The 19,625-nt window shown below is 58.8% G+C and carries 18 protein-coding genes and 3 tRNA genes; 8 read left to right on the forward strand and 13 right to left on the reverse strand.

Annotated features, from left to right (window positions below; all coding sequences use genetic code 11):
• Positions 1–48: 48 nt before the first annotated feature.
• A complete protein-coding gene (locus tag ACR0JA_RS03490; RefSeq protein WP_480570031.1) occupies positions 49–720 on the forward strand; it encodes a DUF1638 domain-containing protein in 672 nt (223 codons plus the stop codon).
• On the opposite strand, the gene ACR0JA_RS03495 is transcribed toward ACR0JA_RS03490, so the two are convergent.
• On the reverse strand, positions 717–1,127 hold the full coding sequence (locus tag ACR0JA_RS03495) for a SufE family protein (protein ID WP_480570034.1): 411 nt from the start codon (positions 1,125–1,127) through the stop codon (positions 717–719). The genes ACR0JA_RS03490 and ACR0JA_RS03495 overlap by 4 nt on opposite strands.
• 288 nt (positions 1,128–1,415) lie before the next feature.
• Here ACR0JA_RS03495 and ACR0JA_RS03500 point away from each other — a divergent pair, with 288 nt between their 5' ends.
• Complete coding sequence (locus ACR0JA_RS03500) at positions 1,416–1,799, forward strand: hypothetical protein (protein ID WP_480570037.1); 384 nt, start codon at positions 1,416–1,418, stop codon at positions 1,797–1,799.
• Between the two features lie 7 nt (positions 1,800–1,806).
• Here ACR0JA_RS03500 and rnd read toward each other — a convergent pair whose 3' ends face one another.
• From rnd to purM, 3 genes are all read right to left on the reverse strand, one after another.
• Positions 1,807–2,964, reverse strand: a complete 1,158-nt coding sequence (rnd, locus tag ACR0JA_RS03505; RefSeq protein WP_480570040.1) for a ribonuclease D — start codon at positions 2,962–2,964, stop codon at positions 1,807–1,809.
• Positions 2,965–3,080: 116 nt separating this feature from the next.
• Positions 3,081–3,677 (reverse strand): phosphoribosylglycinamide formyltransferase, encoded by a 597-nt coding sequence (purN, locus tag ACR0JA_RS03510; protein ID WP_480570043.1) that lies wholly within the window; start codon positions 3,675–3,677, stop codon positions 3,081–3,083.
• A complete protein-coding gene (gene purM / locus ACR0JA_RS03515; protein WP_480570046.1) occupies positions 3,674–4,720 on the reverse strand; it encodes a phosphoribosylformylglycinamidine cyclo-ligase in 1,047 nt (348 codons plus the stop codon). Before purM ends, purN begins: the two co-directional genes overlap by 4 nt.
• 107 nt (positions 4,721–4,827) lie before the next feature.
• On the opposite strand from purM, the gene ACR0JA_RS03520 reads away from it, so the two are divergent.
• A tRNA-Ile gene (locus ACR0JA_RS03520) sits at positions 4,828–4,904 on the forward strand.
• Between the two features lie 255 nt (positions 4,905–5,159).
• Here the strand turns inward: ACR0JA_RS03520 and ACR0JA_RS03525 are convergent.
• Both ACR0JA_RS03525 and ACR0JA_RS03530 read right to left on the reverse strand, forming a co-directional pair.
• Positions 5,160–5,567, reverse strand: coding sequence for a hypothetical protein (locus ACR0JA_RS03525; RefSeq protein WP_480570048.1), 408 nt, complete (start codon positions 5,565–5,567; stop codon positions 5,160–5,162).
• A 53-nt stretch (positions 5,568–5,620) separates the two neighbouring features.
• Entirely contained in the window at positions 5,621–6,940 is a 1,320-nt protein-coding gene (locus ACR0JA_RS03530) for an ATP-binding protein (RefSeq protein WP_480570051.1), read from the reverse strand.
• Positions 6,941–6,984: 44 nt separating this feature from the next.
• Here ACR0JA_RS03530 and ACR0JA_RS03535 point away from each other — a divergent pair, with 44 nt between their 5' ends.
• The 3 genes from ACR0JA_RS03535 to ACR0JA_RS03545 all read left to right on the forward strand — a co-directional run bounded on the left by ACR0JA_RS03535 (position 6,985) and on the right by ACR0JA_RS03545 (position 8,250).
• Complete coding sequence (locus tag ACR0JA_RS03535) at positions 6,985–7,899, forward strand: MBL fold metallo-hydrolase (protein WP_480570054.1); 915 nt, start codon at positions 6,985–6,987, stop codon at positions 7,897–7,899.
• Positions 7,900–7,973: 74 nt separating this feature from the next.
• Positions 7,974–8,048, forward strand: a tRNA-Asn gene (locus ACR0JA_RS03540).
• 127 nt (positions 8,049–8,175) lie between these two features.
• A tRNA-Asn gene (locus ACR0JA_RS03545) sits at positions 8,176–8,250 on the forward strand.
• 10 nt (positions 8,251–8,260) lie between these two features.
• Here the strand turns inward: ACR0JA_RS03545 and ACR0JA_RS03550 are convergent.
• From ACR0JA_RS03550 to zwf, 4 genes are all read right to left on the reverse strand, one after another.
• Positions 8,261–9,880 (reverse strand): long-chain-fatty-acid--CoA ligase, encoded by a 1,620-nt coding sequence (locus ACR0JA_RS03550; protein WP_480570057.1) that lies wholly within the window; start codon positions 9,878–9,880, stop codon positions 8,261–8,263.
• A gap of 153 nt (positions 9,881–10,033) precedes the next feature.
• Positions 10,034–11,644 (reverse strand): glucose-6-phosphate isomerase, encoded by a 1,611-nt coding sequence (pgi, locus tag ACR0JA_RS03555; protein WP_480570059.1) that lies wholly within the window; start codon positions 11,642–11,644, stop codon positions 10,034–10,036.
• Positions 11,645–11,649: 5 nt separating this feature from the next.
• Positions 11,650–12,321, reverse strand: a complete 672-nt coding sequence (gene pgl / locus ACR0JA_RS03560; protein WP_480570062.1) for a 6-phosphogluconolactonase — start codon at positions 12,319–12,321, stop codon at positions 11,650–11,652.
• The gene (gene zwf, locus ACR0JA_RS03565; protein WP_480570065.1) at positions 12,318–13,766 is read right to left on the reverse strand and encodes a glucose-6-phosphate dehydrogenase; all 1,449 of its coding nucleotides are present in this window, start codon (positions 13,764–13,766) and stop codon (positions 12,318–12,320) included. Before zwf ends, pgl begins: the two co-directional genes overlap by 4 nt.
• A gap of 164 nt (positions 13,767–13,930) precedes the next feature.
• On the opposite strand from zwf, the gene ACR0JA_RS03570 reads away from it, so the two are divergent.
• Entirely contained in the window at positions 13,931–14,884 is a 954-nt protein-coding gene (locus tag ACR0JA_RS03570) for a radical SAM protein (RefSeq protein WP_480570068.1), read from the forward strand.
• Here the strand turns inward: ACR0JA_RS03570 and ACR0JA_RS03575 are convergent, their stop codons facing one another.
• Together ACR0JA_RS03575 and ACR0JA_RS03580 are read right to left on the reverse strand one after the other, a co-directional pair.
• A complete protein-coding gene (locus ACR0JA_RS03575) occupies positions 14,885–15,580 on the reverse strand; it encodes a lipid-binding SYLF domain-containing protein (protein WP_480570071.1) in 696 nt (231 codons plus the stop codon).
• Between the two features lie 104 nt (positions 15,581–15,684).
• On the reverse strand, positions 15,685–15,954 hold the full coding sequence (locus ACR0JA_RS03580; RefSeq protein WP_480570074.1) for an usg protein: 270 nt from the start codon (positions 15,952–15,954) through the stop codon (positions 15,685–15,687).
• 193 nt (positions 15,955–16,147) lie between these two features.
• Here ACR0JA_RS03580 and gyrA point away from each other — a divergent pair, with 193 nt between their 5' ends.
• On the forward strand, positions 16,148–18,874 hold the full coding sequence (gene gyrA, locus ACR0JA_RS03585) for a DNA gyrase subunit A (RefSeq protein ID WP_480570077.1): 2,727 nt from the start codon (positions 16,148–16,150) through the stop codon (positions 18,872–18,874).
• A gap of 146 nt (positions 18,875–19,020) precedes the next feature.
• On the opposite strand, the gene ACR0JA_RS03590 is transcribed toward gyrA, so the two are convergent.
• Complete coding sequence (locus ACR0JA_RS03590) at positions 19,021–19,530, reverse strand: GNAT family N-acetyltransferase (RefSeq protein WP_480570080.1); 510 nt, start codon at positions 19,528–19,530, stop codon at positions 19,021–19,023.
• Between the last annotated feature and the right edge of the window lie 95 nt (positions 19,531–19,625).

Genomic DNA, 19,625 nt, shown 5'->3' on the forward strand with positions numbered 1-19,625 from the left:
TGGCCGGAAATCGGCATTTGATGAGGCAATCCCTGCCGGATCGGACCCATGCAACACAGCACACCGCCAGATGACGCAAGCCTGACAACCGACGGCTATACGGAACAAAACCGGCCTGGCCGCATTCTTTTGCTGGCTTGTGGGGCGCTGGCACGCGAAATCCTTGACCTGAAAAAGCGCAACGGCTGGGATCACATGTCGCTGACCTGCCTGCCCGCAATCCTCCATGTATACCCGGAAAAGATCACACAGGCCGTCGAAGAGGCCGTGGCCAAGCACCGCGCTCAATTCGATAAGATATTTGTCGTCTATGCAGATTGCGGAACCGGAGGGTTGCTGCAACAGGCCTGTGAACGGTTGGGCGTCGAAATGATCAAAGGCCCACATTGCTATTCATTCTTCGAAGGCAATGACGTCTTTGCCAGCCATCAAGAAGACGAGACAACTGCTTTTTATCTCACCGATTTTCTGGCGCGGCAGTTCGACGCCTTTGTCTGGAAGCCACTGGGCCTGGATCGGCACCCCGAGCTGCGCGACATGTATTTCGGCAATTACACCAAGTTGGTTTATCAGGCCCAAACTGACAATCCGGAGCTTACGAGACGCGCTCAGGAATGTGCCGACCGGATGGGCCTGGCGTTTGAGCGTAGGTTGACCGGGTATGGCGATCTGGCGACCACGTTGTCAGATTGGGCGACGCGCACCAAGCCCCAGGTTTAAGCCTGCGCCAGCGCGACCTCGCGAATACGTTCCACCATCGCACGCAATCCGTTCGATCGTTGGGCCGACAAGTGATCGTTCAGGCCCAGCCGTGCCAGCTCCGCCCCCGCGTCCACTCCTGCGACTGCTGCAACGGGCAGCCCGTTATAAAGGCGCCGCAACACGGCGATCAGCCCGCGTACGATCAGGGCATCGCTGTCGCCATCAAAACGAAAAGTTCCACCTTCGATCACGGGATGTAGCCATACCTGACTGGCACAGCCATTCACCTTGGTCGCCGGTACTTTGAACGCCTCATCCAGCGGCGCCATCGCTTTGCCCTGGTCGATCACATGGCGATAGCGGTCTTCCCAATCTTCCAGGAATTCGAAATCCTCGACGATCTCTTCAAAGGCGGGTGTGGCCATGACGGGGCGTATCCTTACATTGCGCGATCACAATTGTGACTATGCCGGGCTTTACCCGCTGTCCAGCCCCAGCCGTGGCTTTTCAAGCCGCGGAATTTGCGTTAACCCGTTGCAAGTCAAGTTGCGCAAAGTGTTGGGTCCATGCACAAAACTCTATCTGTTCTTCTGGTTTCCGCCCTCGCCCTTTCCGCTTGCAGCAGTTGGCGCGATTCGCGTGCAAACCCGACGAACTGGTTTGGCAGCAGTACTAGCAGCGATGCGCCCCCGTCACCCGATGATGCAAACGCGTTGCTCCCCGACCAGGGAGATGAGGGTGGCGTCGGGCTGTTTTCCCGGCCCGAGGCCGAGGACACAAGCATTCCAATCACGGTCGTTGACGAGTTGCAGATCAATCCGACACCAACAGGCGCGATCATCTACGCCTCGGGGACCGCCACACGTCAGGGAGCCTTCAACGCCCGCCTGGTTCGTGTGGAAAGCGAGGAAAACGCCAAGAACGGGGTGTTGGAATATACGTTTCGCGTGAGCTACCCGGTCTATGCCACGGCGCAGGGAACACCGCGATCTCGTATGGTGTCGGACGCGGTTGGTGTCAGTCGAAAGCAACTGGACGGGATACGTCTGGTCCGCGTGGTCGGACAGCAGAATACGCTGGAATCACGCCGCCGCTGAGGCAACCTTACAGAGACACGACGCGCACGACCTGCCCCTTGGCGGCTAGCGCAATCTTACCGTCACACAGTTTCAGCGCGTCCTCGCCAAATACCTCAAAGCGCCAACCGGACATGGCTGGCAACTCGCGCTCACCCGCTGCGATTTGATCCAGATCTGCACTGGTCGCGATCAGTTTGGCCGCAACGCCCGAACTTTCTGTTTTTGACTTCAACAACACGCGCAACAGATCAGCCAGCGCCGGGTTGACCTTCAGCTTGTCGCGGCTGTTGTCGATCCTGGGCAGCTTGTCGGCGGGGCAATTCACCCCACGTTTGACCGCAGCCAGAATACCGTCCGCGATCACACCTTTGCGCGCCTCACGCAGCAGCAGGCGCGACCCACCCAGATCAGAGGGCGATTTGGGCTTGATCGAGGCCATCTCGATCAGCGCATCATCCTTGAACACCCGGTTGCGCGGGACGTTGTTTTCCTGCGCATAGGATTCTCTGAATTGCGCCAGTTCCCGCACAACCGCCATGAACTTGGCCGAGTTAGTCCGGGTTTTGACCCGCCGCCATGCGTCCTCGGGGCGAATGTCGTAGGTTTCGGGTCGGGTCAGAATGCGCAACTCCTCGGCGACCCAATGGCTGCGGCGGGTCTTCTCCAGCTCGGCCGCGAGGTATTCGTAGATCTTCCGCAAATGCGTAACGTCTGCCAGCGCATAGGTTTTCTGCGCTTCGGTCAACGGGCGCCGCGACCAGTCAGTAAAGCGTGAACTCTTGTCGACGCCTTCCTTGCAGACCTTGCGCACCAGCGTTTCATACCCCACCTGCTCGCCGAACCCGCAGACCATGGCGGCGACCTGCGTGTCAAACAACGGGGATGGAAACACACCGGCCTCGACCCAGAAAATTTCGAGGTCTTGGCGGGCCGCGTGAAAGACCTTGACCACGTCTTCATTTCGAAACAGCTCGTATAGCGGATCAAGCGACAGTTCTTCAGCCAGCGGATCAACCAGCACAGCGCTGTTTTCGTCATCCGATGGAAAAGCCAGTTGAACCAGACAAAGCTTTGAATAATACGTCCGCTCACGCAGGAATTCGGTATCTACAGTGACGTAGGGATGTTGCGAAGCTGCCGCGCAGAATTCGGCCAGCTCTTGCGTCGTTGTCAGGGTTCTCATGCGCCGTGCTGTTCTTGCTCTTGTCTATTGGTGACTGCCCGTCTGTTTTTCCTCTTCCCGAGCGTTAGAGGCGACCATAGGCCGAATAATAGGGGCGTGTAAATCACCCCACAGCTTTAAGGCAGCAGAACCGGGGTCTTGTCACCAAGGGCAAAGCGCTTCAATACCGCCGGATACAGCTTGTGTTCCTGCGTCAGCACCCGTGCTGCCAGAGTGTCCGGCGCATCTCCGGCCTGCACAGGAACGCGGGCCTGCCCTAGTATGGGGCCATTATCCAATGCGGCGGTTACCTCGTGAACTGTACAGCCATGCTCGGCATCACCCGCTTCGATTGCCCGGGCATGTGTGTGGAGCCCCTTGTATTTTGGCAACAGTGACGGGTGGATGTTCAGCATCCGGCCCTGAAAACGCGTTACGAAACCTGCGGTCAGAACTCGCATGAAACCGGCCAAGCAAACAATATCGGGTTCTGCATCTTCAAGGGGATTCAGAAGCTCGGCCTCAAACGCGGCACGATCCCCCTTGAAAGGCCGGTGATCTACGGCAGCGATGGGAATACCCCGATCAGCAGCCTTTTTCAGCCCCCCCGCGTCCGGGTCATTGGACAGCACCAGACAGGGCCGCGCCGGGTGTTCGCCGGTCATGCTGTCAACCAGAGCCACCATGTTCGACCCCCCGCCTGACAGCAGAATGGCGACGCGTTTGTGGCTCACAACAGGCGGCCCGAATAGGTGACACCCGGTGTAGACGTGACTGATCCGATGCGCGCGACGGTCTCGCCCGCATCCGACAGCAGACCAATCAACTCGTCGGCGCGGTCCGCCGCGCAGACGACGCTCATACCGATGCCGCAGTTGAAGGTCTTCAACATTTCGGCCTCGGCAATACCGCCGGTTTCAGCCATCCAGGCGAATACGGGTGGCAAAGTCCAGGTGCTCAGATTTATCTCGGCCCCCAAAGCATCGGGCAACACCCGAGGCAGATTCTCGGTCAAACCACCGCCGGTTATATGTGCCAGCGCATGCACACCCCCTGCCCGGATCGCCGTCAGCGCGGGCTTCACATAGAGGCGCGTCGGGGTCAGCAAGGCCTCACCCAGCGTTCCGTCACCAAAGGGCGACGCCGCATCCCAGCCCAGCCCGGACATCTCGACCAGTTTGCGCACCAGCGAATAGCCGTTCGAATGCACCCCGTTCGAGGCAAGACCCAGCAGCACGTCGCCATCCTGAACTCCGTCGGGCAAGGCCGCGCCCCGCTCCATCGCGCCAACCGAGAATCCGGCCAGGTCAAAGTCACCATCAGGATACATGCCCGGCATTTCTGCCGTTTCGCCGCCGATCAGCGCACAGCCCGATTGCGCGCATCCCTCGGCAATCCCTTCGATGATCCGCGCGGCGGTATCGGTGTCAAGCTTGCCAGTGGCGAAATAGTCCAGAAAGAACAGCGGCTCGGCCCCCTGACAGATCAGGTCATTGACGCACATCGCCACCAGGTCAATACCAACACCATCGACAACGCCGGTATCAATCGCGATCCGCAGCTTGGTACCGACCCCATCTGTGGCCCCGACCAGAATCGGGTCCGAATAGCCTGCGGCCTTGAGGTCGAACAGTGCGCCAAAACCGCCCAGGCCACTCATCACTCCAGGACGGTTTGTGCGTTTGGCGGCAGGTTTGATCCGGTCAACCAGAGCGTTCCCCGCATTAATATCCACGCCCGCATCGGCATAGGTGATTCCGTTCTTGCCCGCTGTCATGACTGGCCCCCTGAGAATGCTTTGAGCGCGGGTTAGTCGATTGTGCGGACTGTTGCAACGGTCAGGCTTGACGCGGGGCGTGATCGTGATACCCAAGGCGCTCAGGCGGGCCTGTAGCTCAATTGGTTAGAGCAGAGCGCTCATAACGCTTTGGTTGGGGGTTCGAGTCCCTCCGGGCCTACCAAAATCCGCTTTTTTGACGATCTTTCGTAGAATTGTTCACCGCAAATGCTGAAAGGCGCAAGGCTTACTGCACACGGCAGATCATCCGGCCCTTTCTCAACGCGTGCTCCGCACATAAGAGAGGGGCTGGTCAAAACCCCCTCGCCCAGCCCCTCTCACACCGCCTTTCACTCTCTAGCATTTGCGAGTCGGCGATGTTCTGTTGCGCGGACCGCGTGACCTCGGACCCAAGCCCGGATGCTGCGGTCTAATCGCGCTATTTCTTTGGCGCGACTTTGGTCAGCGCCTTTTGTGCGTCGGCCATGGCCTTTTGCTTGTCGGCCAATTTCTTGTGCGCCGGACCCATTTTTGTCAGTAGTTTGGCAAGCTTGATGTTCGCCTCGGCCACTTTTGCGCCGCCACCTGTGGCGAGGTTGGGCGGGCTGGCGAGAACGGCCTGGGCCTTGGTGATTTCAACCTGCAACTTGATCAGGTCCTGTTGCGCATCGGTCCAGGCCTTGATGCTGTCAGCTACTTTTTTCGCCGCCGCTTTGATTTTCTTTTCGTCAACCATTCTCTTCTTCCCATCAATGTGTTCGAATCTCGATGGAAAGGAATTTCCGACATTTTGCAGGAAAAAGAAGTAACCTTCTTCACAGATGCAAACCGCTGCATCAAAGGTCACTCAAAACCAGGCAGGAAGATCGGGGATTCGTGAATTCGATCCGCGAATGTAGGTTATCTTGCGACGACAATGTCCGCGCAAAGGCCGCCCAGTTTTTCGCTTTTGCCCAACCTCAAGGTTCCGCCATGCGCGCGCGCGATATCTGCGACAATGGCCAGTCCCAGCCCGACACCGCTGCCTTGATTCTGGTTGCGCGCGGGATCGAGCCGGGTGAAGGCCTTGACCGCTTCGGTCCGTTGGTCCACCGGGATTCCGGGGCCATCATCTTCAACCCGAATACGCAGGGATTTGGGGGTCAGCTTCAGGCCGACCTCGGCGCGCGCGCCATAGCGAACGGCGTTTCCGATCAGGTTCTCGACCGCCCGCCGCATCGCGGTCGGGCGCAGCGAGGCAGTCCCCTCGCCCTCGACCGAGACCAGTTCGACGTTCTGGCCCGCCCGCAGCGCGTCATCGGTGATTTCGCGCAGCCAGGGTTCTGGGGCGATGGTTTCAGGCGCGCCTTCTGCTGTGCCGCGCGAAAACTCGAGAAACGCATCCAGCAACGACTGCATTTCATCGACGTCCTTGACCAATAGCCCGGCCTCATCCTCGGGCAAAAGAGACAAGCCCAATTTAAGCCGCGTCAACGGCGTGCGCAGGTCATGGCTGACACCCGATAGCATCAAGGTGCGCTGTTCGATCTGCCGTTCGATCCGGGTTCGCATATCCAGAAACGCACTTCCTGCGGCGCGCACCTCGATTGCACCGCTGGGAGAATAGGGTACCACCCGCCCCCGCCCAAATGCCTGCGCCGCCGCTGCAAGGCGCGTGATCGGTCGCAACTGGTTACGCATGTACAGAAAGGAAATCGTTGTCATCAGGAAGGCGAAGAAAACCATCGTCACGATCAACTGGTGCGGCGCTGCCGGAGACAGCCGCCGACGATCAAACGTCAGTTCGAGCACGCCCAGATCGGTATTCAAATACAGTCGAACGGTCTGACCGCTTGGCAAGGCGACATCGAGAAAATCGGGCAGCTTTTCCCGCAGCTCGAACTTCACCTGCGGTGCAATGAAATCGTACCAGCGCCGCCCTCCGATATCGGGGACTTCGTTTGGCGCAAGAAACCGGGCGGTTATTTGCAAGGCAGCCAGATCCGGGCGTACCGCCGCCAACGCCTGCTGCTGGGTTTCCGATCCCTGCATCGCATCCGTGATCAGCGTCACCTCTCGCGCAGATGCGAGTGTCATTTGCGCAGTCACATCTTCAAGATGTTTCTGCAAGAACGCCACGGCGACCACCAGCAGCACAACAATCACCGGTAGCACCAGAATCAACGCCGCCCGGGCATAAAGGCTGCGCGGCATATATGGTTTGAGCCATTGCAAAGACATGCGCTAAACCTAGCGGGCCGCCCGGGTAAGAGAAAGAGGTCAGAATGCAGGCTCCCGACGAATTCGATCCACAACCAGGGCGGGCCATGTCGCTTGCACCAGGCCTGCGCCAGATATTGGCACCAAACCCGTCACCGATGACCTATCGCGGCACCAATACCTATCTGGTCGGCGAGCGCGATATCGCTGTGATTGATCCGGGCCCTGCAAGCGAGACCCATCTGACGGCAATTCTCGATTCGCTGCGCCCCGGACAGCGCATCAGCCATATTCTGGTCACCCACAGCCATCTGGATCACTCGCCGCTGGCAGCGCCATTGTCCCGGCGTACCGGCGCGCCGATTCTGGCCTTTGGCGGGCCGGACGCCGGGCGCAGCGCGATCATGTCCCGGCTAGCCAGTCAGGGCTTGGCAGGTGGTGGTGAAGGGATCGACGTCGATTTCCGACCGGACATAGAACTGGCCGACGGTGAAATCGTTGAGGGCGAAGATTGGTCGCTCGAAATCATCCATACGCCCGGGCACCTGGGCAACCACATTGCGCTGGCCTGGGGTGACATATGCTTTACCGCCGATCACGTGATGGGTTGGGCCAGTTCGCTCGTTTCCCCCCCGGACGGAGATCTGACCGACTTCATGGCCGCCTGCCACCGTCTGCGCGCGCGCGATTGGGCGATCTTTCACCCCGGCCACGGGGCGCCAATAACCGATCCTGCGGCGCGTCTGGATTGGCTGATACAACACCGTTTGGGGCGCGAAAACCAGATAGTGTCCACGCTAGAACACGGTGCAGCCACAGTTGCGGACCTGACACGCAAAATCTACGCGGACACACCCGCAACGCTGTTGCCAGCCGCCGAACGCAACGTGTTCGCGCATCTGGTGGACCTGACCGGACGCGGGCTGGTTGCACCGGAACCCGAACTGTCTGTGACCGCCACGTTCCGATTGGTGCCATGAACCAAAGAATTTTTGCGCCCGATGCGCTTCCCCTCTGGACGAGTAGAATCCGGGTTGTTATACGCCCCCTCAGTTCCGGCGTAGCTCAGCGGTAGAGCAGTTGACTGTTAATCAATTGGTCGTAGGTTCGATCCCTACCGCCGGAGCCAAAATCCCCCAATCAGCCCCTGAAAACGCAGTCGGGAACACCGACCAAATCGGCTGATAATTTTCATCCAAAAAACTCATCGCCCCTCTGGACGCGGGGAATTCGGGTTGCTATACGGCGCGAACCGTTCCGGCGTAGCTCAGCGGTAGAGCAGTTGACTGTTAATCAATTGGTCGTAGGTTCGATCCCTACCGCCGGAGCCAATTCCCCAAACTATCCCATCAACACATCCGAAAAATCCGCGCGCAGTTGCCGTTTCAGAATCTTGCCGGTCGCGTTCAGAGGTAAGGAATCGACAAAAACGACTTTGTCAGGCACCTGCCAACTGGCGATCTTTCCGTCAAAGAATTCAAGCAGTTCGTCTTCGGACGGATCCTCTCCTTCGGCCTTGACGGCGACCAGAAGCGGGCGTTCATCCCATTTCGGATGCGCCACCCCCACGACTGCGGCGGTCGCTAGCTTGGGATGCGCCACGGCGATGTTCTCCAGCTCGACCGAACTGATCCATTCGCCCCCTGATTTGATGATGTCTTTCGAACGATCGCGGATGGTCATGTACCCGTCGGCGTCCAGCGTGGCGACGTCGCCGGTAGCGAACCAGCTGTCCGTCAGTATCGCCTGATCCTGCATCTGGAAATAACTGTCCAGCACCCAGTGTCCCCGCACCATCAGATCGCCCTGTGTCTCTCCGTCATGGGGAAGATCGTTGCCGTTGTCATCGACGATCTTAAGCTCGACCCCAAACGGTGGTCGGCCCTGATTTTCTCGCAGCCTGTGCTGCTCTTCCAAGGGCAGATCGCAGTGCTTGGCCAGTGGATGATTCGCGGTTCCCAGCGGGCTCATCTCGCTCATTCCCCAGGCGTGAATGGTATCGACTCCATAGGTTTCGCGGAACGTTTCGATCATCGACGGAGGGCAAGCGGCACCGCCGATCACGGTGCGACCCAGACTGGTCAGTTGCGACCCGGAACTGGCGGCGTGCGCCAACAGGCCCTGCCAGATCGTGGGCACGCCCAAAGCGAGTGTCACGCCATAGGTGTCGATCAAGTTGACCAGCGCCTCGCCATGCAGACCGGGGCCCGGTAGGACCATGCGCGAACCCGACATAGCGCAGGCATAGGGCGATCCCCAGGCGTTGACGTGGAACATGGGCACCACCGGCATCACCACATCCATCGCTGAAAACCCGATCACATCGCGGGTGTTCGAGGCAAAGCTGTGCAAGACGGTTGAGCGGTGCGAGTACAATACGCCCTTGGGGTGGCCCGTTGTGCCGGACGTGTAACACAGGCTGGACGCGGTGTTTTCATCAAAAACCGGCCATTCGAACGCGGCATCGCCCGTGGCCAAAAGCTCGTCATAGAATTCGACGCCCGGCACTTGTGAAACCGCCGTTTCGTCACGTGGACCCAATAGAACGAAGTGCTGAACTTCAGTCAGATGCTCACGAAGACCAGCGACCAGGGGCAGAAAGGTCGCATCAAAAAACAGCACCCTGTCTTGCGCGTGATTGATGATATACGAGAGCTGCTCGGGGAACAGGCGCGGGTTGATAGTGTGACACACAAAACCGGCACCGGAAGCTCCAAAGTAGATCTCAAGATGTCTGCGGTTGTTCCAGGCCAGGGTTCCGACGCGATCCTGCGGTTGCAGACCCAGCGCGGTCAGCGCTGAGCCCAGCCGACGCGCGTTATCCGCAACATCAGCCCAATTGGTTTCTGTCACCGTTCCATCTGTTTCGACTGAGATGATCTCGGTCTGTCCGTGATAGCGTTCGGCATGGTCAATCAGTGACGAAATCAGCAGCGGCTGCGTCATCATCTGTCCCAGCATGGGCATTCTCCCTTCGTCGGCGCGGCACGAATATGGCCGGCGTCGTTTTTGTTGCGCTCTGCTTTGAGGCGCAGCGCAACACCTCCCTTGGCAGCAAGCCTGCCAAGGAATCAATTGTCTGACAATAAAAGAATGCGTTGCCGCAGCTTTGGATCAATCGCGTTGTCGCAAAGCGTAGGCGACCAAAGCGGCGGTCGAGCCATCCTTGCCCTCTGCGCTGACATCACCATCCACGATCGGACCTAGCGAAGTCGCCAGTTCCTTGCCCAGTTCTACGCCCCATTGATCGAACGAGTTGATGCCCAACAAGACGCCTTCGACAAACACGCGGTGTTCGTACAGGGCAATGATCTGACCCAGTACAAAGGGTGTGAGTTTCGGATAGATCAGCGTCGTCGAGGGGCGGTTTCCTGGGAAGACACGGTGGCGGGCCTGCCGATCCAGCTCGGCACCCTGCCAGCCTTTGTCGGCCACACGCCCCTGCGCCTCCTCCAGCGAGCGACCGCGCATCAGCGCTTCGGACTGGGCCAGACAGTTGGCCAACAGCAGACGATGGTGATGGGCCAGTTCGGGCTCGAACCCTTCGGCGGCGACCATGAACTCGCAAGGGATGGTGTCTGTACCCTGATGGATCAGTTGGTAAAAGGCGTGCTGACCATTGGTGCCCGGCTCGCCCCAGACGACGGGCCCCGAGGCCATCGTCAATGCGCTGCCATTCATCGCCACGGATTTGCCGTTGGATTCCATTTCCAACTGCTGGAAATAGGCAGGCAGCCGCAAAAGGCGCTGGTCATAGGGCAGAACCGCACGGCTGGCATGACCCAGAACCTGACGGTGCCAAATACCGACCAGCGCCAGCATCACGGGCATGTTCTCGACCCAGTCGGCCGAGCGGAAATGTAAATCCATCGCCTGACCGCCGCGCAGAAACGCGTCAAACGCGTTCGAACCGACCGCGATCATCACCGGCAAACCAACCGGCCCCCAGACCGAATAGCGTCCCCCGACCCAATCGGCGAAGCCAAAGACGCGATCGGCCGGGATGCCAAATGGGCCAGTCTTGTCCAAGGCGCTGGACACAGCCGCGAATTGCTGTTCCGGATTGCCGCCGCCGTCCTGCATCCACGCGCGCGCAGTGCGCGCGTTGGTCATCGTTTCGATTGTCGTGAAGGTTTTTGAGGCAACAATCACCAGCGTTCGCGTCGGATCGAGCTGTCGCAGCGTGTCCGCGATATGGGCGCCATCCACGTTCGAGACGTAATGCACCCGAGGCCCGTCATGGTACGGAGACAGCGCCTGCGTCGCCATAACCGGGCCCAGATCGGACCCGCCGATCCCGATATTCACCACATCGGTAAAGCTGCCCCCTGCTCCTTTGATCGCACCGCCGCGCACCTCTTCGGCAAAAACGCGCATCCGCTGCAACGTGTCCAGAACGCCCGGCATGACATCTTGCCCGTCCACCTCGACTGCATCGCCATCCAGATTGCGCAGCGCGGTATGAAGGACCGCACGGTTTTCCGTTTCGTTGATCTTTTCGCCCGCAAACATCGCAGCACGGCGTCCGGCAAGATCGGCCTGTTCGCAAAGCTGGATCAACGCCGAACGAATCTCTGAATCGATGGACGTTTTCGAGTAGTCGAACAACATGTCCCCGGACGTAGCCGAGAAGCCCTGCGCACGCTGTGGATCAGCGTCAAACAGGTCCAGAATGCGTCGGTCGGCGTGTTTGGCGGCCAAAGATTTCAATACGTCCAATTGCATGACACTCACTCCGCCCAATGAACCGTCATGCCGCTCAGCACGGCCGCGATCGGGGCCTCTTCGGGCGGCAGGCTCATGGCGCGATCCAAGGCATCACGCTTGGCCGCGCCAAAGATGATCAAATGTTTCGACAAGGCACCGTCCAATACCGGCGCTGTCAGTGTGATGCGCGGTTCCGGCTGTACATCGGTCCGCGCAACGGCCAGCGTCGGCGCGTGGCTGTCCAGCGCGGCGTCCAGTCCCTGCATCCCCGGAAACAGCGAGGCGGTGTGCATGTCTTCACCCATGCCCAGCACCAGTACCGAAAGCGGCAGTACTGGTGCGATCAGCGTTTCGATTTCGGCCAGAGCCTCGTCTGGTGCGCGCCCCGGGACATAAAGCGGCACATATTCGGCGACCGATGCGCGGTTTGTCAGCAACCGCTTTCGGATCAGTTTTTCGTTCGAGCGATCATCGTCGCTTGGCACGCAACGCTCGTCCGTCGGCAGAACGCGCACCCGGTCCCATGCCAGATCCGCCGCGCACAGCACGTCAAACATCGGCCCCGGCGTCGTACCGCCCGGCACCGCTAGCGCGATCTGTTCATCATGCAGCAATGCGGCCTCGATCTCGCCAGCCAGCGCGTTTGCCACGTCAATGGCCAACATGTCGCGATCTGCGTATTCCTTGATATTCATGGCTTTATTCCCTGCCACTGGCGACCATCCCGTTTCATCAGCAGCTCGGCGTCGCCCGGCCCTGTGCTGCCGCTGTCATATGGTTTGGGCACATCGCCCCGCGCCTGCCATCCGGCGATGACAGGATCTGTCCAGGCCCAGGCGGCCTCGACCTCATCTCCACGCATGAACAGCGTCTGGTTGCCTCGGATCACGTCCATGATCAGTCGTTCATAGGCGCCCGGAGGGTCCTGATTCTCGGGGCCCAAAGCGTCAGCAAAGCTCATATCCAAAGGCACATCGACCAAACGCATGCCACCTGGCCCCGGCTCTTTGATCGTGACCTTGAGGGTAATCCCCTCGTTCGGTTGCAACCGGATCGACAAGACGTTCGCGTGGCGACCCGCTTGTTCGCCAAATATCGAATGCGGTGCGTCCTTGAACATCACATTGATGACCGAGGATCGTGCCACCAACCGCTTGCCCGTGCGCAAATAGAACGGTGTTCCCGCCCACCGCCAATTGCTGACATGGGCCCGAAGCGCCACGTAGCTTTCGGTGGTCGAACGCGGATTGCCGGCGATCTCTCGATACCCCGGGCCCAAAGGACCAGCCGAGAACTGACCACGCACGATATGGTGCGGCTCAACCGGATCCAGCGCGCGGATAACTTTAAGCTTCTCGTCTCGCACCGCGTCCGGATCGAACTTGGCGGGCGGTTCCATCGCGATAAGGCACAACAACTGCATCAGATGGTTCTGCACCATATCGCGCATGGCACCCGAATGCTCATAATACGCCTCGCGCCCGTCAATTCCGACGGTTTCGGCCACGGTGATCTGTATGTGATCGACGTATTGGCTGTTCCAGAGCGGTTCGAACAGCATGTTCCCGAACCGGACTGCCATCAGGTTCTGGACGGTCTCCTTACCCAGATAATGGTCAATTCGGTAAATCTGGCTTTCATCAAAATGCGCGGCCAGGGTCGCATTCAGCGTCCGTGCGCTTTGCAGATCGTGCCCAAACGGCTTCTCGACCACGATGCGGGTGTTTTCGTTCGCGATAGCATTGTCGCGGATCCGTTCGGTCAAGGGGCCAAACAGTTCTGGCCCTACCGAGAAATAATAGGCGCGCACGCGATTGTCGCCCAGCACCTTGGCAAGCCGATCCCAGCCCGTGTTCGAATGCGCGTCCAGCCGCAGGTATTCGAGCCGATCAACGAACGCTGCCAGCATCGAGTCGTCCACCGTTTTCTCGTTTGCCCTCAGAGCCTGACCAACGATTTCGCGATACGAAGCCGAGTCGAGTTCACCGCGCGCGATTCCGATGACACGCGCCGTCTCTGGCCATTGCCCGGCGCAATACCGACGGAACATAGCCGGCAGGATCTTGCGCTGCGCCAGATCGCCGGTTCCGCCGAAAATGACCAGATCGAACGGGTCAACTGGGATGACACGAGAAACCATGACCTGTCCTTACCCTGCCCCATTCCGCATGTCCAATGTTAGCGCAACCATATGCCAGTTTTTCTGCGTCTTCAAAACTCTGTCAGAATTGGCGCGTCAGCCTTCCCTATGGCGCGGCAACGGACTACATCAGTCGGACCGCTGCTAAGAAACCGGATACCGGAATGAAAGACAACGCCGCTCAGGTCGCCAATATCGGCAAGTTTCAAAACAAGTTGGTGACAGCCGATGGCCAAACAAGGGCGAGTGTCGCACTGACCAATCCCGAAACGCTTTGGTTCAACACTGGGACGCTGTGCAACATTGAATGCGTGAACTGCTACATCGCCAGCAGCCCAACCAACGATGCGCTGGTCTACATCACCGCGTCCGAGGTCGTCGATTATCTGGACCAGATCGAAGCACGGAACTGGCCCATCCGCGAGATCGGTTTTACCGGGGGTGAGCCTTTCATGAACCCTCAGATGATCGAAATGACGCGGGCGGCGCTCGAGCGTGGCTACAAGGTCCTGATCCTCACCAATGCGATGGCCCCGATGATGCGCCGTAAGTTGCGCGACGGTCTTCTTGAACTGCACCGCGATTATGGCGACAGGCTGACACTAAGGGTTTCGGTCGATCACTTCCGCCCTGAATTACATGACGAAGAACGCGGCAAAGACAGCTTTGCCAAGACTTTGATCGGGATGGAGTGGCTGCGGGACAACGGCTTCAAAATGGCGATTGCCGGGCGCACAGTTTGGGGTGATACCGATGACGAAAGCCGCGCCGGATACGCGGCTTTCTTTGCCAAACACGGCTTTGACATTGACGCGCATGACCCCGGGATGACCGTGTTGTTCCCCGAAATGGACGAAACCGTTGAGGTGCCAGAGATTACGACCGCCTGTTGGGACATTCTGAACAAGTCCCCGGATGCAGTGATGTGCGCCAGTTCGCGCATGGTGATCAAGCGCAAAGGCGCCGAGAAACCAGCAGTTCTTGCCTGCACCCTTCTGCCCTATTCGCCGGAGTTCGAGATGGGACATTCGCTGGCCGAGGCTGAAGCGGACGTACACCTGAACCACCCGCATTGCGCCAAATTCTGCGTGCTGGGTGGGGCAAGTTGCTCAGCCTGATCAGTTCAGCTCGGGGGATTTCCAGAATTTCGTGCCTGACGCCCCAGCCGAGACACGCCAACCTTTCTTGCCAAGAACGAAAAAGGACCGCCCATCGGTAAAGTGAATGGATTCGCCGCTGCGCTCTTCGCCGTACATGGCGCCGGTTTCCGCCGTCGCGTCGTAGCCATGTTCGATGAATTTCTCCAGATCAGCCTGGGTTTCGAACAGGATCACGAACTTGGTCTCGAACCCCCCGATGCCGAGGGCGGCACCGACCCCACCGGTGCCCATGTTCATGTAGGTGCGCTGGTCCGTTTCCAATGACACGGCCACACCACGCCCATACCCGGCTGAGACCGGAAAAACCGTGACCTTGCGAGAGTCGAAGACCGCATATCCTGCGCTGACATCATACAGCGATTGCGCGTCGGGATTCTCTGCCAGCAATTGGGTAAGAACCTGGTCAGCCATACCGTCCAGCTTGGCGCGCGTTTCTTCCGGGGTGGCTTCGTTCGTCACCAAATCAGCGGTCGAGGTGATGGTTCCCTCGACCACCTCTGCGCCTTTTTCAACGGTGTTGCCCACGGATTCAGCGCCTTTACCAATCGCTTCGGCTGCGATTTCTGCACCTTTCTTGAATTTGTCAAAGACGCCATCGGCGAGGGCTGACCCGCTGATCAAAAAGACAGAGGCGAACAACAAAGCGCGGGGCATGGGGTGATTCCATTTGTGACCAAAGATCTGGTCGACACCATAGCCCAAGCACAAGGAAATTTAATGCATCTCAATCATTACTGACCATGAACCCGGCCAGAAATTCAATTGACCCGGAACTCGCCCACCATATTGCGCCATTCCCCGGGCGCGATCATCTTGCGATGGGTGAATTTGACCGAGTGCAGCGGACCTTCGATCTCGCGCTGCCAGAATTCGATGAATTTGAACAGTTTCGGATGGTCAGGTGCGAGATCGTAGTCCTGCCAGATGAACGTGTTCAACACGTGAATATAGTCGGGCATATGGTAGAAGAATTCCGCCGTCGTCAGCCCGTACCCCTTGAGCATCAATTCGGTTTCGTTTTGCTCCATGCAGACCTCCAAATTCTTGCAAGGTCTCTGCAGGGTAACACGAAAACACCCTAACCCTTAGTTAACAATATGTTACTGGGATGTTACGGGTGTTTTTCGCGTGCATAAAGGTTGGTTGCTTGCACCTTATGTGCCAGGTCTGATAAGATGCATCCACAAGATATAGACCCAGAACAAGACACGGGCAGTTTACGTGAGCGATACGCCAGAAATCCCTGAAAACATGGATGAAACCCCGCCCGAGCGCCCCGTTTACGACGGCCCGACGGTCTCAATCGAATCCGAAATGCGCACGTCCTATCTGGACTATGCGATGTCGGTCATCGTCAGCCGCGCGATCCCCGATCTGCGCGACGGGCTGAAGCCGGTGCACCGGCGCATCCTGTATGCCATGCACGAAACCGGGAACACGCACGACAAAGCCTATCGCAAGTCGGCCCGCCCGGTTGGCGATGTGATGGGTAAATACCATCCACATGGCGACAGCGCGATCTATGACGCACTGGTGCGGATGGCGCAGGATTTCTCGATGTCCCTGCCCTTGCTGGACGGTCAGGGCAACTTTGGCTCGATGGATGGCGATAACCCGGCGGCCATGCGGTATACCGAAGTACGGATGGACAAACCCGCCGCGTCCCTGCTTGCCGATATCGAAAAAGAGACGGTTGATTTTCAGGACAACTATGACGGCAAGGACAAAGAACCAACTGTTCTGCCTGCGCGTTTCCCGAACATGCTGGTCAACGGTGCCGGTGGTATCGCCGTGGGCATGGCGACCAACATCCCGCCGCACAATCTGGGCGAAGTGGTCGATGCCACACTGGCACTGATCGACGACCCGGACCTGACGTCCGAACAGTTGATCGAATACGTCCCCGGCCCCGACTTCCCGACCGGCGGTGTCATGCTAGGCCGGTCCGGCGCGCGCAAAGCGTATCTGGAAGGGCGTGGCAGCGTCATCATCCGTGCGAAGACCCGCGTGGAAGAGCTGCGCAAAGACCGCTACGCCATTGTCGTGGATGAAATTCCCTATCAGGTGAACAAGGCCGCGATGATCGAAAAGATCGCCGAAGCGGTGCGCGAAAAGCGTATCGAAGGCGTCGCCCACGTTCAGGACGAATCCGACCGCAACGGTGTGCGCGTGGTGGTCGAACTCAAACGCGACGCAACGCCCGAGGTGGTACTGAACCAGCTCTATCGTTTCTCGCCGATGCAGACATCCTTTGGCTGCAACATGCTGGCCCTGAACGGTGGCCGCCCCGAACAACTGACCCTGCGCCGCTTCCTGACATCCTTCATCGACTTCCGCGAAGACGTTGTCGCCCGCCGCACAGCCTACGACTTGCGCAAGGCGCGCGAACGCAGCCACATCCTGTGTGGTCTGGCCGTGGCCGTGTCGAACGTAGACGAAGTGGTTGCCACGATCCGCTCGTCTGCTGACGCCGCCGAGGCGCGCGAAAAACTGATGACCCGCCGTTGGCCTGCGGCCGAGATCGAGGGCTATCTGCGCCTGATCGACGATCCTCTGTCCAAGATGAACGACGACGGCACCTATAACCTGACCGAGGTTCAGGCCCGCGCCATCCTCGACCTGCGCCTGCAACGCCTGACCCAGATTGGCGTCAAAGAGGTCACGGACGAGCTGGAAGAACTGGCTGCCAAGATCAAGGAATATCTGGATATCCTATCCTCACGCGAACGCATCATGTCGATCATAGGCGATGAACTGCGCAGCGTCCGCGAGCAATTCGCCGTTCCACGCCGCACCGAGATCGTCGACTGGTCTGGTGATATGGAAGACGAGGACCTGATCGAGCGCGAAGATATGGTCGTGACCGTCACCTCGGGCGGCTATATCAAACGCACACCGCTGGCTGATTTCCGTGCTCAGAAACGGGGTGGCAAAGGCCTGTCGGGGATGCAGACCAAGGAAGAGGACGTCGTAACCAACCTCTTCGTTGCAAATACCCATACGCAGTTGCTGTTCTTCACAACCGACGGGATGGTCTACAAGCTGAAAACGTGGCGCCTGCCGCAGTCGGGGCGCACCGGCAAGGGCAAGGCCATCGTCAACATTCTGCCGATTCCGACCGGGGTCTCGATCGCCGCAATTATGCCGGTCGACGTGCCGGATGAAGAATGGGAGAACCTGCAGATCGTCTTCGCAACCAGCGCGGGTGACGTGCGCCGAAACCGCCTGTCGGATTTCACCAATGTCCGCCGCAACGGCAAGATCGCGATGAAGCTGCCCGAAGGGGTGGAACTGGTAAACGCGCGCATCTGTTCCGAGGATGAGGACGTGATGCTGGTGACCAATTCCGGCCGTGCAATCCGTTTCCGCACCACCGATGTACGCGTCTTCAATTCGCGCGAATCCACCGGTGTGCGGGGCATCCGACTGTCCAACGGCGACCGCGTGGTATCGATGTCCGTGATCCGCCATTTCGAAGCCAGCCCCGAAGATCGCGTCGCCTATCTGAAGATGCGCCGTGCTGTTGCGGGGCTGACCGACGAGGACTCTGGCGACGAAGACGAGGCAACTGCAAGCAGCGACTTCAGCCAAGAGAAATACGCCGAGATGTCGGCCGCCGAAAACCTGATCCTGACGATTACGGCAGGTGGTGCGGGCAAGCTGAGCTCGAGCCATGACTACCCGGTGCGCGGACGCGGCGGCATGGGCGTTGCGGCCATGGACAAAGCGATGCGCGGCGGAGAGCTTGTGGCCTCGTTCCCGGTCGAGATCGACGACCAGATCATGCTGGCGACGTCCAAGGGCCAGTCGATCCGGGTGCCAGTGGACGGCATCTCGTTCCGGTCCCGCAGCGCGGGCGGTGTGAAAGTGTTCAACACCGGTAAAGGCGAAGAGGTCGTGAGCGTCGCATGGATCGCAGATCAGGGCGACGAAGAAGCCGAAGAGTAACGGATCGTGCATGAAACCTGAGGCGGTTACGCCTCGGGTCTAATTCGATCTTTCAGTCGTTCCGCGCAACGAAGCTGACTTTTGAGAGCACTGGTAGTGCACTGATTACGCCAGAAGGTCGGAGGTTGGGGATAGTCAGTCGGCGATCACAAGTCGTACTTCATATAGACCAAATAGGGTTCGAACTCGGGTGGGTTCGCGTTTTCAGGATAGCGCGGAATGTATTGAAAACCGTGTTTCTCATACATTGAGAGCATTGAACGATTGCCTCTAGCTGTATCCACGAAAATTGTTCGACACCCCATGGCCTTGGCTTCTGCAATGCGCATCTCGAACAGACGTCTCCCAAGTCCCTGTCCTTGTACTTCAGGCCTGACAAACATGCGTTTCATTTCGACGGCGTCCTGCCTGATCAGCCGCATTGCACCGCAGCCCAGTAGTTGCCCATCTTGGTCACGAGCCAATGCCAGACGCCCATCTGGTGGCAGCATCTCATCAAGATGGTCGATAGAACTGCGTGCCAAATCTTCGGGTGCCAGGACTGGTCCACCGGCAGCTTCAAACGCCTTAAGGACGACGCTGTAATAGTCGAGCAACAACTCCTCGAATGCCGCCACGTCAGGCACTTTGGAAACAAAAGAAACATCGGAGATCATAGTAGGTAGCCCCATCCGCTGCTCAAAAACTGTCGCACTTTGGTTTCGATTAGGCAACTTTTACCATGCTAAGCGAGAACAGAACCAATGCCCGC

The organism is Ruegeria sp. AM4 (assembly GCF_056540665.1).